Source organism: Metapseudomonas resinovorans, from assembly GCF_002003485.1.
Taxonomy (GTDB): domain Bacteria; phylum Pseudomonadota; class Gammaproteobacteria; order Pseudomonadales; family Pseudomonadaceae; genus Metapseudomonas; species Metapseudomonas resinovorans_D.
Map to the genome: position 1 here is coordinate 25,348 of NZ_BDMA01000065.1, position 13,234 is coordinate 38,581.

A 13,234-nucleotide genomic window follows, 5' to 3' on the forward strand; every position below is an offset into this window, starting at 1 on the left:
AATGGCCGCGCATTCTATCAGGCCGGCCGGGTTGTACCGAAGTACCTCTGGGCAACTGTGATGCAACCTCGATTGCTAGCGGGTTGCCCTTGGAAATTTCCACGCAACCAGTACGATGGTGCTGTCTTCATCGGCGAATCGGTGAAGTCCGCGCAGGGATGCGTGGTAAGAGCGACGCCGAAACGGCGCAGCCTGGCGCGAAAGTGCCGAAGTATCTGTGACCCCGGGGAGGTCATTTGTCCGCGCTCGTCGAGCCCCTGCGCATGCTCCTGTTGGCGGAATCGCCGGCGTGGGCGGAATTGCTTCGCGAACTCCTGGCCGCGATGGGCAGCGCGTCCTCCCTGATCACCGTCGCGTCCTGGGACGTTGCAAGCGGCATGGCCGACGAACTCGATTGCGCCCTGGTGCTCTGTACCCCTCGACTGCTGCCGTCCGCCGGGCGTTGCCCGCTGCCGATCATCCTCCTGCTGGAAGAAGAGCCCGCCGAAGCTCCCCAGGGCGTCAGCGACTGGCTGGTGCGCAAGCATCTGGGCGTCGACACATTGCATCGCACCCTGCGCCACATCCGTGAGCGGCGGAACCTGCAGCACGCCCTGGAGCGACTGGCCGAACAGGACCCGCTCACCGGCATCGCCAATCGGCAAGGCTTCCAGACGCTGCTGGCCGCGCGCCTGGTGGAATACGAAGGGCGTGGACTGGTTCTCGGTCATCTGGACCTGGACAACTTCCGCCATGCCAATGATGCCCTCGGCTATCAGGCTGGCGATCGCCTGATCCTACAGGTGGTTGCGCGGCTCAAGGCACAACTTCGCGCTGGCGACCAGTTGGCGCGCCTGGGCAGCGACGAGTTCGGCCTGCTGCTGGATACGCGACGCGATCCGGCGCGCGCGGTGCGGGTTGCCGAGCGCATCGCCGAGTCCCTGGCCGAACCCTACCAGGTGGACGGCGAGAGCCTGCTGCTGGGCTGCAGCCTGGGACTGGCCCATTCCCGTGCCAGTGAAAGTGCCGACCCACTGATGTGGCATGCCCACATCGCCATGCAGCAGGCCAAGGCCAGCCAGGGCTGCACCTTCCATATCTTCGATGAACGCATCAACCGCAGTGCGCGCAGCCGCGCCGACCTGGAAAGCGAACTGCGCCGAGCGTTGCGTCGCGATGAACTGGAACTGCACTACCAGCCGCGTCTGTGCCTGGAAACCGGCAACATCCTTGGACTGGAGGCGCTGGTGCGCTGGCGTCACAGCGAGCGCGGCCTGCTCACGCCCAACGAATTCGTGCCGCTGGCCGAGGAAAGTGGCCTGATCGTGCCACTGGGCTACTGGGTGATTTCCCGCGCCCTGCGCGATATGCAGTGGCTGCGCGGACGCGGGCTCCCGCCGTTGCACATGGCGGTGAACCTGTCATTCCGCCAGTTCCAGGACAGCCAGTTGCTTTCGACGCTGAGCCGGCTGATCCACGAGCGCGGAGTCGATGCACGCTGGCTGGAATTCGAACTGACGGAAACGGCAGTGATGCGCCGCAGCGAGCAGGTGCGCCAGACGATGGATGCCTTGGGACATCTGGGCGTGCGCTTCTCCCTGGACGATTTCGGTACCGGCTTCTCCTCCTTCGTCCACCTCAATAGCCTGCCCATTGCCCTGCTGAAGATCGACAAGAGCTTCGTCGGCGGCATGCATGATCGCCCCGAGAATCGCCAGCTGGTGAAGGCGATGATCAACCTGGCGCAGAACCTCAAGCTGGAAGTGGTGGCGGAGGGTGTGGAAAACGCCGAGCAGCTGTCGTTGCTGCGCCAGTTCGGCTGCGACCAGGCCCAGGGTTACTGGATCAGCCGTCCGCTACCCCTGGCCGAGCTGGCGCGCTTCCTGGTGTTTGGCACCCGTCAGGCGTTTTTAGCCAACCAGGAGTCCTGAGCCTCCTATTTACCGTGGCACCCTGCCTCTGTCGGCTCCTGTTGTAGGGGCGATTTCAATCGCCAAGCGGACCTCAGGTTCGCCGACAGGTTGTCATGGGGCGGCTTCGCCGCCCTTGGCGAATGAATTTGCCCCTACAGATGAACCTCGACGGTCCGGCCTGATGTTGATTCCACCTGCGGCCGCAGCAGCCGTGCGGTCTTCCATTCGAAGCCCAGGGTCAGCCCCAGCGCCGCACAGGCCAGCCCAAGCGCCAGGCCCCACCAGACGCCGGTCGCGCCCCAGCCCAGGGGGAAGGCCAGCAGCCAGGCCGTCGGAGCGCCCACCAGCCAGTAGCAACCGAGGCCGACCAGGAAGGTGGTCTTGGCATCCTTGAGGCCACGAATCGCACCCATGGCGATGGTCTGGATGCCGTCGAACAGCTCGAACCAGGCTGCCACCGCCAGCAGGCTCACGGCCAGTTGCACGATGCCCTGGAATTCCGGGGCATCGTGGTCGAGGAACAGACCCACCACCAGCTCCGGCGCGACCCAGAACAGCACCGCGAAAGCGAGCATGCAGCCGGCACCGAATCCGATGCCCAGGCGGCCTGCCCGGCGCGCTTCTTCAAGCCGTCCGGCGCCGAAATGCTGGCCGATGCGGAAGGTCACCGCGTAGGAAATCCCCACGGGCACCATGAATGCCACGTAGACCGACTGGATGGCGATCTGGTGTGCCGCGAGCTGGGTGCTGCCCAGGGCGCCCATGCACAGGGCGGCGAAGGCGAACAGGCCGGACTCCACCGCGTAGGTGCCGCCAATCGGCAGGCCCAGCCGCACCAGTTCCGTCAGTGCCTCGCGGGACGGCTGCAACAGCCCCTTGAGCAGCGGGTAGGCCGCGTAGGCCGGGTTGCGCACGATATGCCAGGCCAGCAGCAGCGCCATGCTGTTCATCACCACGGCAGTGACCAGGCCGATGCCCGCGAGGCCCATCTTCGGCAGGCCGAACATGCCGTGGATCAGCGCATAGTTGAGGAGGAAGTTGGTCAGGGCTCCGCCAATGCTGATGGCCATGACCGGGCCGGGTCGGCCGATGGCGCTGGTGAAACCGCGCAGGGCCATGAAGCCGAGATAGCCGGGCAGGGCGAAGATCAGGGTGGAGAGGAACTGCATGGCGCCTTCCACGCTTTCCGGCGCCTGGCCGAAGGCGAGCAGCACAGGCTTGAGGTTCCATAGCAACAGACCGGCGCCCAAGGCCATGGCGAAAGCCAGCCAGAGGCCGCTCTGGGTCAGGCGGGTGGCGCCGGCCTTGTCGTCGGCGCCATGGCGGATCGCGACCAGGTTGCCCACGGCGGCAATCACCCCGACACAGAAGATCGACACGAAGGAATAGCTGGCCGCGCCGAGGCCGCCACCTGCCAGGGCTTCGGGGCCGATCAGGCCCATCATCACGGTGTCGGTGAAGACCATCACCACGTGCGCCAGTTGGGCCGCGATCAGCGGTCCGGCCAGGCGCAGGATGGCCACCAGTTCATTGCGTATGCTCTGCGGCATGAGTAAGGCTCACTATCTCGAAGGGCCGGCCAATCCTCTTGTCCGGCTTTGAATTCAGCAATTCTCCGAGCCTTGATGAATCGGCACAAAAGGAAAAAAATGATGCCATCCATGACTTTGACTCATAGGTAGAGGCATATGTCGCGTCGTCTGCCCCCGCTCTACGCCCTGCGTGCCTTCGAGGCCGCCGCCCGCCATGCGTCCTTCACGCGCGCCGCCGAGGAGTTGGCCATCACCCAGAGCGCGGTGAGCCGACACATCCGAACCCTGGAAGAGCATTTCTCCTGTCGCCTGTTCGAGCGCCAGGGGCGCAACCTGCAACTCACGGAGCCGGCACGCATGCTGCTGCCTGGGCTGCGTGACGGCTTCGATGCCCTGGAGCGCGCCTGCACCACACTGCGGGTCGACGACACCACTGTGCGGCTGAAGGCACCCTCGACGCTCACCATGCGATGGCTGCTGTCGCGCCTGAGTCGTTTCCGTCACCTCAATACCGACATCGAGGTGCAGCTGACCAGCGCCTGGATGGATGTGGACAAGGTGGACTTCCAGCACGAGCCCTTCGATTGCGCGGTGCTGCTCAGCGATGGCCATTTCAGCCAGGACTGGGAGGTGACCCTGCTGTTCAGCGAATGGCTGATTCCGGTCTGTGAGCCGTCCCAGGCCAGAGAGCCCTGGAGCCTGGAGCGCCTGCAGGCCACCGAACTGTTGCACCCGACGCCGGACCGCCGCGATTGGCGCCGCTGGCTGCAGCGCATGGATCTCAGCGAGGAGGTGTCGCTCAAGGGCGGCCAGGTGTTCGACACACTGGAGCTGGGCATAGTCGCTGCCGCGCGGGGTTACGGGGTGTCCATCGGTGATCTGGTGATGGTGACCGAGGACGTCACCCAGGGTCGTATCGGCCTGCCCTGGCCAACGGCGGTGGCCAGTGGCGAGAGCTACTACCTGGTCTGGCCCCGCGCCCGCAGCGGCCAGGACCGCCTGCGGCGCTTGCGTGACTTCTTGCAGGCGGAGGTGGCGGCCATGGCGCTGCCGGCGGTGGAGCTGCTGGGTTAGTCCGGCTGGAGCAGTCTGGCGCGAATGCGAGCACGCCAGGTTGTGGATAAGTACCCTGAGATCAGCGGACCACGTGCAGGAAGTGCAGGTGCTTCTCGTACTGATCGAGCAGATCGCCGATCACTTCCTCACGGCTCCAGCCCATCACGTCGTAGTCCTGCCCGCCCTCACGCAGGTAAACCTCAGCGCGGAAGTACTTGCGCGAGTCGGTGCCTTCTTCGTTGCCATCACGGCCCACGAAACGGGGCAGCAGCAGGGAACGGGGGCGTACCTCATAGCTGAAATCGACTTCGCTGCCGTGGCCGACGTTCAACTTGCAGCGCCCATCGTGACCGTTCTGCACGTCCACGTCGTAGCCCTGCTTACGTAGCTCCTCGGACACTTCCTGGCAGGCCGGGCGCACGACTTCCTCGATGAAGCGGGTGACATGGCTGCGGCGCGGGAACATCAGGATGTTGCGCAGGCGCCGTTGCCAGCCGCCCTGTTGGCGATGGGGTGGGCGCGAGAGATTGAGCGCCTGATAGCGGATGCCGCGTTTGGTGGCGTCCAGGCGCAGTGCCTTGAGCAGGCCCCAGGTTGCGGCCAGCAGCACCACGGCGAAGGGCAGGGCGCTGGCGATGGTCGCGGTCTGCAGGGCCTTCAGGCCGTCGGCGACCAGCAACGCCATGGCCACGACTCCCATCAGGATCGACCAGAACAGGCGCTGCCACAGCGGCGTCACTTCGCGGCCGCCGGAGGCCAGCATGTCGACCACCAGCGCGCCCGAGTCGGCGGAGGTGACGAAGAACACCACCACCATCAGGACCGCCACCAGGGACAGCACGTTGGCGAAGGGGAACTGCTGGAGGAAGGCGAACAGTGCCAGGGAGCTGTCCTGGGCCACGGTATCCGCCAGGCTGTGCACGCCGTCGTGCAGCACCATGTGGATGGCCGAGTCGCCGAATACGGTCATCCACAGCAGGGTGAAGCCTGCCGGAACGAACAGCACGCCGCAGACGAACTGGCGGATGGTGCGCCCGCGGGAGATGCGCGCGATGAACAGGCCGACGAAGGGCGACCAGGACAGCCACCAGCCCCAGTAGAGCAGCGTCCAGCCGCCGATCCAGTCGCTGGATTCATAGGCGTAGAGATTGAAGGTCTTGCTGACGATCTCGGACAGGTAGCCGCCGGTGTTCTGGATGAACGTCTTGAACAGGAACACGGTAGGACCCAGCAACAGCACCACGATCAGCAGGATGACCGCCAGCAGCAGGTTGAGCTCGGAGAGAATCTTGATGCCCCTGTTCAGCCCGCTGGCCGCTGACAGCGTCGCCAGGGCACAGGTGCCGGCGATCAACCCGAGTTGCACGGGCACGCTCACCGGCAGGCCGAACAGCTGGTTCAGGCCGCTGTTGATCTGCAGCACGCCGTAGCCTAGCGACGTAGCCACGCCGAACACGGTGCCGAGGATGGCGAAGATATCCACAGCGTGGCCGATAGGGCCGTAGATGCGCTCACCGATCAGGGGGTAGAGCGCCGAACGCAGCGTCAGGGGCAGGTCGTGGCGGAAGCAGAAGAAGGCCAGGATCAGCGCGACGATCGCGTAGATCGCCCAGGCATGCAGCCCCCAATGGAAGAAGGTCAGCTTCATGGCCTCCCTCGCGGCGGCCACGGTGTTGGGATCGCCCACCGGTGGGTTGGCGTAATGCATCAGCGGTTCGGCGACGCCGAAGAACATCAGGCCGATACCCATGCCGGCGGAGAACAGCATGGCGAACCAGGTGCCGTTGCGGTATTCGGGCTGGCTATGGTCGGGGCCGAGCTTGATGTCGCCGAAGCGGCTGATGGCAAGAAACACGACAGTGATGAGGATCAGCGCGACCGCCAGGACGTAGAACCAGCTGGCGTTGACGATGATCCAGTCCTGGATGTGGATGAACAGGGATTGCGCTTGATCGCGGGCGAGGGTGCTGTAGAGCACCAGGGCGATGATAAGGATGGCCGAGCCGAAAAAGACCGGCGGATTGAGGGTGGATTGCGAAGACGAACGTGCCTCCATTGAGCTAGCTCTCCTTTTAATCGGATGGCCGCCAAGGGCGGAAGGCGCGCAAGTCTATCAATATCGATAGACAAAGTCTTTCATTGTTGAATTTGCAATAGTTTTTATTGCATCAAGTCATGGTTTCAGGACGGTATTGCAGGGCTTCGCCGAGGTGATGGCGGGCTATGGTTCCGGACTGTTCCAGGTCGGCCAGGGTGCGGGCCACCTTGAGGATGCGATGGGCTGCGCGCAGGGACAGGTTGAGCCGTTCGCAGGCCTCCTCCAGCCAGACGCGGTCTGCGCTATCCAGGGCGCAATGCTGGCGCAGGCCCTTGAGGTCGAGGAAGGCGTTGGCGCACCCCTGGCGTTGGATTTGCACGCGGCGCGACCGTGCCACCCTCTCGGCGACTTCCGCGCTGCCAGGGCCTGTATTGGTAGGCGGTGCCAGCGCTGTGGCTTCGCGGGCGACGGTCAGATGCAGGTCGATCCGATCCAGTAGGGGCCCGGAAAGCTTGGCCCGGTAGCGCTGGATCTGCTCCGGGGTACAGCGGCAACGCCCGGTAGGCTCGCCGAGATATCCACAGGGGCAGGGGTTCATCGCCGCGACCAACTGGAAGCGCGCCGGAAAACGGACCTTGTCATGGGCGCGGGCAATGACGATTTCGCCACTTTCCATGGGCTCTCGCAGGACCTCCAGCACCTTGCGCTCGAATTCTGGCAGTTCATCGAGAAACAGCACGCCCTGGTGCGCCAGGGTGATTTCGCCCGGCTTCGGGCGACTACCGCCACCCACCAGCGCGGCGCCGGAAGCACTGTGATGAGGCTGACGGAAGGGGCGTTGCGGCCAGCTCCTCAGCGGCGCATGGCTGGCGACCGAGTGGATGGCGGCCACCTCCAGTGCTTCATGTTCGTCCAGCGGTGGCAGCAGGCCGGGGAGGCGGCTGGCGAGCAAGGTCTTGCCGGTACCAGGTGGCCCGCAGAGCAGCAGGTTGTGCGAGCCGGCCGCGGCGACCAGGAGGGCACGCTTCGCCGCAACCTGACCCTGGACTTCCGCGAGGTCAGGGTAGGGCGGACGCTCGTCCATCAGACCCTGCGCCTGGTAGAACGGAAGCGGGGTGTGGCCGGCAAAGTGCGCGGTCAATTCCAGCAGGTGCGATGCCGCCAGCACCTTGAGGCCACCGGCCAGGCTGGCTTCTTCGGCATTCTCCCGTGGCACCACCAGGGTGCGCCCGGCGGCACGAGCAGCGAGTGCGGCAGGGAGTACGCCTTGCACAGGGCGCAGCGCACCGGAGAGCGCCAGTTCACCCAGACATTCCACCTCATCCAGTGCGCCGGCCGGCAACTGGCCGCTGGCGGCGAGGACGCCCAGGGCAATGGCGAGGTCGAAGCGGCCGCCATCCTTCGGCAGATCTGCGGGAGCGAGGTTGAGGGTTATGCGCCTGGGGGGAAAATCGAACCCGCTGTTCTGGATCGCGCTGCGTACGCGGTCCTTGCTTTCCTTCACGGCGGTTTCCGGAAGCCCTACCAGGGCGAGGGAGGGCAGGCCGTTGGCGAGGTGCGCTTCGACGCTCACGGCAGGGGCTTCGACGCCAACCTGCGCGCGGCTGTGGACGATGGCCAGGGACATTGATCACTCCTTGATCGGTCCGCCGGGCCGGAGCGGTATCACTCCGCTGGCGGCGGGTTCAGCTTGGCTTCCAGTTCCGCGACCTTGGCTTCCAGGGCTTCCAGGCGTGCGCGAGTCCGGGCGAGTACCACCATCTGGCTGTCGAATTCGTCACGAGTGACCAGGTCGAGCTTGCCGAAGGCACTCTGCAGCAAGACCTTGAACTGGGCCTCGACCTCGGCGCGCGGCAACGGACTGTCGCTGCTGAACAGGCGCGAGGCGGTGGCGGCGAGGGTATCGAGCAGGGCTTTGGGCGGCAGCATGGCGGTTTCCATAAGTGAATGGGGCGGGAGTCTATCACGGTGCCTTCCGAAGGCCGTTCCGGTGGCAGGCGATGCACACTTCTTGAGCAGTGGCCTGGGGCGCTGCGCACTGCTTTGGTGCGGAGAGAGTGGGCCCAGGGCCCGGCTGGAGCGGCATCCGGCCAGTATCTGATTGAAAAAACGCACTTTGTTCGGAGCTGGCAAGGATTCTGCTTGGAGCTGAGCGACGCATGCATCGATGCAGTTCCGGTGCACCGGGCGAGGCGGGGGAGTGTTTCGCCAGAAGCGGTTGGTTGGTGTCGGAGTGCTGAGGCAGGGCGGACCGACGCGTTACAAAAGCCAGACACTGCGCTTAGACTTGAGCCGGGTTCGTTTTTCCTGGGGCAAGTCAACCAAACACGGGAGAAGTTTCATGAAGCTAGTCACCGCCATCATCAAGCCTTTCAAGCTCGACGACGTGCGCGAGTCGTTGTCCGAGATCGGCGTGCAGGGCATCACTGTCACCGAGGTCAAGGGCTTCGGGCGGCAAAAGGGCCACACGGAGTTGTACCGTGGCGCCGAGTACGTTGTCGATTTCCTGCCGAAGGTGAAGATCGATGTGGCCATCGCCGACGATCAACTCGATCGCGTGATCGAGGCCATTACCAAGGCAGCCAACACCGGCAAGATCGGTGACGGCAAGATCTTCGTCGTCAATCTGGAACAGGCCATCCGTATCCGTACCGGCGAAACCGGCACAGACGCGATCTAAGCCGCCGAACCCCAACGCCCCAGGAGAAAACAACATGACTCTGCGTAAAGCCGCAGGGCTAGGAGCCCTTTTGTCCCTCGTTACCCCCGGCCTGGCCATGGCCGCCGACGAGGTAGTGCTGAATAGTGGTGACACGGCGTGGATGATCGTCGCTACTGCGCTGGTGCTGTTCATGACCATCCCCGGCCTGGCGCTGTTCTACGGCGGCATGGTGCGCTCCAAGAACGTCCTTTCGGTGATGATGCAGTGCTTCGCCATTACCGGCCTGATCAGCATCCTCTGGGTGGTCTATGGCTACAGCCTGGCCTTCGACACCACCGGCATGGAACAGGGGGTGATCAACTTCAATTCCTTCGTGGGTGGCCTGTCCAAGGCGTTCCTCAGCGGCCTGAACACCAGCAGCCTGGTGTACGCGATTCCTGAGAGCGTGTTCATCACCTTCCAGATGACCTTCGCCATCATCACCCCGGCCCTGATCGTCGGCGCCTTCGCCGAGCGCATGAAGTTCTCCGCCATGCTGATCTTCATGGCTGTCTGGTTCACCCTGGTCTACGCCCCGATCGCCCACATGGTGTGGAGCGGCAACGGTGGCCTGATGTGGGACTGGGGCGTGCTCGACTTCGCTGGTGGCACCGTGGTGCACATCAACGCGGGTGTCGCCGGTCTCGTAGCCTGCCTGGTACTGGGCAAGCGCAAAGGCTATCCGACCACTCCGATGGCTCCGCACAACCTGGGCTACACCCTGCTCGGCGCCGCCATGCTCTGGGTGGGCTGGTTCGGTTTCAACGCGGGTTCCGCGGTTGCCGCCAACGGCACTGCCGGCATGGCCATGCTGGTCACCCAGATCGCCACTGCTGCCGCTGCCCTGGGCTGGATGTTCGCCGAATGGCTGACCCACGGTAAGCCGAGTGCACTGGGTATCGCTTCCGGCGTGGTCGCCGGCCTGGTTGCCATCACCCCGGCTGCCGGTACCGTCGGCCCGATGGGCGCCTTGATCATCGGCCTGGTTGCCGGCGTGGTCTGCTACTTCTGCGCCACCAGCCTGAAGCGCAAGCTGGGCTATGACGACTCCCTGGACGCCTTCGGCGTGCACGGCATCGGCGGTATCGTCGGCGCCCTGCTGACCGGCGTGTTCGCCGCACCGGCCCTGGGTGGTTTCGGCACCGTGGAAGACATCGGCGCCCAGCTGCTCATCCAGTTCGAGGGTGTCGCGTTCACCGTTGTCTACACCGGTATCGTGACCTTCGTGATCCTGAAAGTGCTGGACGTGGTCATCGGCCTGCGCGTCAACGAAGAAGAAGAGACCGTCGGCCTCGACCTGGCTCAGCACAACGAGCGCGGCTACAACCTCTGATCCTTACGATTTCCCCGTTCGGCGGTTGCCGGCGGGGATGTCGACGGGAATGCCAAAAAGGGCGCCGCAAGGCGCCCTTTGTTTTTTTTTCGGCCGCGCTAGAATGCCCGCCGTACGAGCCGGAACAGGTATTCGCGCATGTGGCAGCAGACCCTGATCACCTTGCGTCCGAGGCCGCGTGGCTTCCATCTGGTCACCGAAGAAATCCTGGCCGCGCTGCCGGAACTGCGGCGTTACCGAATGGGTCTGTTGCACCTCTGGCTGCAACATACGTCGGCCTCCCTGACGGTGAACGAGAATGCCGACCCCGCGGTCAGGCGGGACTTCGAGCGATTCTTCAATCGCCTGGTGCCCCAGGGTGAAAGCGGCTATGAACATGACTATGAAGGGCCGGACGATTTGCCCGCGCACTTCAAGGGCAGCCTCCTCGGCTGTCAGTTGAGTCTGCCGGTCCAGGACGGGCAGCTGGCAATGGGCACCTGGCAAGGTGTTTACCTGGGCGAGCACCGTGATCACGGCGGTTCGCGACGGGTACTGGCGACCTTGCATGGCGAGGCGTACTGAATTTTTTCTGGCAGCGTTAGAAAGCTGGCGCAGCTGGGCTATAACTAACCTGCTTTGGCAAGGCATGAGGTAGAACATGAGCGACGAAGAACTGGAACAAGACGAGCTGGAAGCGGCCGACGAGGAAGACGGCGAAGAGCTGGCTGCAGCCGATGATGGTGACAGCGACGACGATGGCGAGGCCCCTGCCCCCTCCGGGAAGAAGGCCAAGGCTGCGGTCGAAGTCGAAGAAATGCCCAGCATCGAAGCCAAGCAGAAAGAGCGCGATGCCCTGGCCAAGGCCATGGAAGATTTCCTCGCCCGTGGTGGCAAGGTGCAAGAGGTCGAGCCCAACGTGGTTGCCGACCCGCCTAAGAAGCCGGACAGCAAATACGGCAGCCGCCCCATCTGAGGCCGGCACCCGTCGAAAAAGCCCGCCATTGGCGGGCTTTTTCATAGGCGAGGAATAGTTCGCGGGATGGGGCAGGAAGTGCCGAAGGCGGTACGTCCGGTCAGTGCCACTTCGCCCAGCGCGCCAGAACTTCGGGCAGCTCCCTCAGGCTGGTGATTTCCGCGTCGGGAAGTTGCTCGCCGGTCCACTCCTTGCCCAGCGGGTTGAACCAGATGGCGCGCAAGCCGGCGCGGCGGGCGCCTTCGATATCGTCGGCCGGATGGTCGCCGATGTGCACGGCTTCGCCGGCGCTGACACCGCCGCGCTTGAGTGCTTCGAGGAAAGGCATCGGGTCGGGCTTGCCGATGCCCAGCTCTTCGGCGCAAAGGGCGAACTTGAAGTAGTCGGCCAGGCCCAGCCGGCGCACGTCGGCGTTGCCGTTGGTGATCACCCCCAGGCTGTAGCGAATGGCCAGGCGCTCGAGGGTGGGCACGGTATCGGGGAAGAAGGTGATGCGGTGACGGGCGTGGAGCATGGCCTGGAACGCGCCTTCGGCCAGATCGATGGCATCCTCGGCGGAGTAACCGACGCCTTCCAGTGCACGGCGCAGGGTCCGGCGGCGCAGTTCGCTGAGTCGGTACTTCAGGCTGGGCTCGGCGGCCAGGACCTCGCCACGAATGGCCCAGAGGTGTTCCACCGGCAGGCTGCCCAAAGCCGGGGTGTGTTCCATCAGCCAGTCGCGCATGGCGGTTTCGGCGCCCTCGATCACCGGGCGGTTATCCCAGAGGGTGTCGTCCAGGTCGAAGGTAATCAGCTGGATACTCATTCGTCCGCTCCCCGTCGCTTCGCCCTCGGATGGGCCTGGTCGTAGACCGAGGCCAGGTGCTGGAAGTCCAGGTGGGTATAGATCTGGGTGGTGGAGATGTCGGCATGGCCGAGCAACTCCTGCACCGCTCGCAAGTCCTGGGACGACTCCAGCATATGGCTGGCGAAGGAATGTCGCAGCATGTGCGGGTGCAAATGCTGGCCCAGTTCACGAACGCCCGCCTGGCGGACCCTCAGTTGGATGGCGCGCGGCGTCAGGCGCCGGCCTTGCTGGCTGATGAAGACCGCGCCGTCACCGGGATTGGCGGCTGCGCGCAGGGGCAGCCATTCCTCCAGCGCCTCACGAGCCTTGCTCCCTACGGGCAACTCGCGGGTCTTGTTGCCTTTGCCGCGTACCCGCACGAGGCCTGCGGAGAGGTCGAGCCCTTCGAGGTCCAGGCCTACCAGTTCGGATAACCGCAGGCCCGAGGAATAGAACAGCTCCAGCATGGCCTGGTCGCGGCGCGCGATGAAATCGTCTTCCACGCCCCCATCCAGCAACTGCTGGGCGCGGTCGGCGTCGAGTGCGCGAGGAAGGCGGCGAGCCCCCTTGGGCGCGGCGAGGCCGTTGGCTGGATCGTGACGGCAGCGACCCTCGCGGATCAGGTATTGATAGAGGCCGCGCACGGCCGAGAGCAGCCGCGCCAGGCTACGGCTGGACAGGCCATCCTGATGCAGTCGGGCAACGAAGCTGCGCAGGCTGCGGACATCCAGATCGGTCCAGTCGGCAATGCCGTACTTCTCGCAGAGCGCGCGCACCTTGAGCAGGTCGCGGTGGTAGCCGTCCAGGGTATGGGCCGACACCTGACGCTCGCTGCGCAGGTGGTTCAGGTAGGCGTCCAGGTCGGCATTCATGGGACTTCCTTGGAATGCGCGGCGGTGGG

Annotated in this window: 12 protein-coding genes; 6 read left to right on the forward strand and 6 right to left on the reverse strand. The window is 64.7% G+C overall.

Features of this window, described 5'->3' with window-relative positions; genetic code table 11:
• Positions 1 to 236: 236 nt before the first annotated feature.
• A complete protein-coding gene (locus MnOB_RS17770) occupies positions 237 to 1,910 on the forward strand; it encodes a putative bifunctional diguanylate cyclase/phosphodiesterase (protein ID WP_077525553.1) in 1,674 nt (557 codons plus the stop codon).
• 134 nt (positions 1,911 to 2,044) lie between these two features.
• Here MnOB_RS17770 and MnOB_RS17775 read toward each other — a convergent pair whose 3' ends face one another.
• Positions 2,045 to 3,442 (reverse strand): NorM family multidrug efflux MATE transporter, encoded by a 1,398-nt coding sequence (locus MnOB_RS17775; protein ID WP_077525554.1) that lies wholly within the window; start codon positions 3,440 to 3,442, stop codon positions 2,045 to 2,047.
• Between the two features lie 138 nt (positions 3,443 to 3,580).
• Between MnOB_RS17775 and MnOB_RS17780 the strand changes: the two genes are divergently transcribed.
• Positions 3,581 to 4,498, forward strand: a complete 918-nt coding sequence (locus MnOB_RS17780) for a LysR substrate-binding domain-containing protein (protein WP_077525555.1) — start codon at positions 3,581 to 3,583, stop codon at positions 4,496 to 4,498.
• Between the two features lie 61 nt (positions 4,499 to 4,559).
• Here the strand turns inward: MnOB_RS17780 and MnOB_RS17785 are convergent, their stop codons facing one another.
• From MnOB_RS17785 to MnOB_RS17795, 3 genes are all read right to left on the reverse strand, one after another.
• Positions 4,560 to 6,536 carry a BCCT family transporter gene (locus MnOB_RS17785; protein WP_077525556.1) on the reverse strand — a complete coding sequence of 659 codons (1,977 nt, stop codon included), beginning with the start codon at positions 6,534 to 6,536 and terminating at the stop codon, positions 4,560 to 4,562.
• A gap of 112 nt (positions 6,537 to 6,648) precedes the next feature.
• Positions 6,649 to 8,145, reverse strand: a complete 1,497-nt coding sequence (locus MnOB_RS17790; RefSeq protein ID WP_077525557.1) for a YifB family Mg chelatase-like AAA ATPase — start codon at positions 8,143 to 8,145, stop codon at positions 6,649 to 6,651.
• 38 nt (positions 8,146 to 8,183) lie between these two features.
• On the reverse strand, positions 8,184 to 8,447 hold the full coding sequence (locus tag MnOB_RS17795; RefSeq protein WP_077525558.1) for an accessory factor UbiK family protein: 264 nt from the start codon (positions 8,445 to 8,447) through the stop codon (positions 8,184 to 8,186).
• A gap of 412 nt (positions 8,448 to 8,859) precedes the next feature.
• On the opposite strand from MnOB_RS17795, the gene glnK reads away from it, so the two are divergent.
• From glnK to sutA, 4 genes are all read left to right on the forward strand, one after another.
• Positions 8,860 to 9,198, forward strand: a complete 339-nt coding sequence (glnK, locus tag MnOB_RS17800) for a P-II family nitrogen regulator (RefSeq protein ID WP_003457590.1) — start codon at positions 8,860 to 8,862, stop codon at positions 9,196 to 9,198.
• A 34-nt stretch (positions 9,199 to 9,232) separates the two neighbouring features.
• On the forward strand, positions 9,233 to 10,552 hold the full coding sequence (locus MnOB_RS17805) for an ammonium transporter (protein ID WP_077525559.1): 1,320 nt from the start codon (positions 9,233 to 9,235) through the stop codon (positions 10,550 to 10,552).
• Between the two features lie 138 nt (positions 10,553 to 10,690).
• A complete protein-coding gene (locus MnOB_RS17810) occupies positions 10,691 to 11,116 on the forward strand; it encodes a secondary thiamine-phosphate synthase enzyme YjbQ (protein ID WP_077525560.1) in 426 nt (141 codons plus the stop codon).
• 76 nt (positions 11,117 to 11,192) lie between these two features.
• Positions 11,193 to 11,507 (forward strand): transcriptional regulator SutA, encoded by a 315-nt coding sequence (gene sutA, locus MnOB_RS17815; protein ID WP_077525561.1) that lies wholly within the window; start codon positions 11,193 to 11,195, stop codon positions 11,505 to 11,507.
• Positions 11,508 to 11,607: 100 nt separating this feature from the next.
• Here the strand turns inward: sutA and MnOB_RS17820 are convergent, their stop codons facing one another.
• Both MnOB_RS17820 and xerC read right to left on the reverse strand, forming a co-directional pair.
• Positions 11,608 to 12,312, reverse strand: coding sequence for an HAD family hydrolase (locus tag MnOB_RS17820; protein WP_077525562.1), 705 nt, complete (start codon positions 12,310 to 12,312; stop codon positions 11,608 to 11,610).
• Positions 12,309 to 13,205: a tyrosine recombinase XerC gene (xerC, locus tag MnOB_RS17825; protein ID WP_077525563.1), complete on the reverse strand. Its 897-nt coding sequence runs from the start codon at positions 13,203 to 13,205 to the stop codon at positions 12,309 to 12,311. The genes MnOB_RS17820 and xerC overlap by 4 nt, the downstream gene beginning before the upstream one ends.
• Positions 13,206 to 13,234 lie beyond the last annotated feature (29 nt).

What these genes read in the sequence shown, in the direction of transcription:
- MnOB_RS17805 (WP_077525559.1), top strand. Translation starts at nt 9,233, where the DNA reads ATGACTCTGCGTAAAGCCGCAGGGCTAGGAGCCCTTTTGTCCCTCGTT.
- MnOB_RS17790 (WP_077525557.1), bottom strand. Translation starts at nt 8,145, where the DNA reads ATGTCCCTGGCCATCGTCCACAGCCGCGCGCAGGTTGGCGTCGAAGCC.
- MnOB_RS17780 (WP_077525555.1), top strand. Translation starts at nt 3,581, where the DNA reads ATGTCGCGTCGTCTGCCCCCGCTCTACGCCCTGCGTGCCTTCGAGGCC.
- MnOB_RS17785 (WP_077525556.1), bottom strand. Translation starts at nt 6,536, where the DNA reads ATGGAGGCACGTTCGTCTTCGCAATCCACCCTCAATCCGCCGGTCTTT.
- MnOB_RS17820 (WP_077525562.1), bottom strand. Translation starts at nt 12,312, where the DNA reads ATGAGTATCCAGCTGATTACCTTCGACCTGGACGACACCCTCTGGGAT.
- MnOB_RS17775 (WP_077525554.1), bottom strand. Translation starts at nt 3,442, where the DNA reads ATGCCGCAGAGCATACGCAATGAACTGGTGGCCATCCTGCGCCTGGCC.
- MnOB_RS17795 (WP_077525558.1), bottom strand. Translation starts at nt 8,447, where the DNA reads ATGCTGCCGCCCAAAGCCCTGCTCGATACCCTCGCCGCCACCGCCTCG.
- MnOB_RS17810 (WP_077525560.1), top strand. Translation starts at nt 10,691, where the DNA reads ATGTGGCAGCAGACCCTGATCACCTTGCGTCCGAGGCCGCGTGGCTTC.
- xerC (WP_077525563.1), bottom strand. Translation starts at nt 13,205, where the DNA reads ATGAATGCCGACCTGGACGCCTACCTGAACCACCTGCGCAGCGAGCGT.
- glnK (WP_003457590.1), top strand. Translation starts at nt 8,860, where the DNA reads ATGAAGCTAGTCACCGCCATCATCAAGCCTTTCAAGCTCGACGACGTG.
- sutA (WP_077525561.1), top strand. Translation starts at nt 11,193, where the DNA reads ATGAGCGACGAAGAACTGGAACAAGACGAGCTGGAAGCGGCCGACGAG.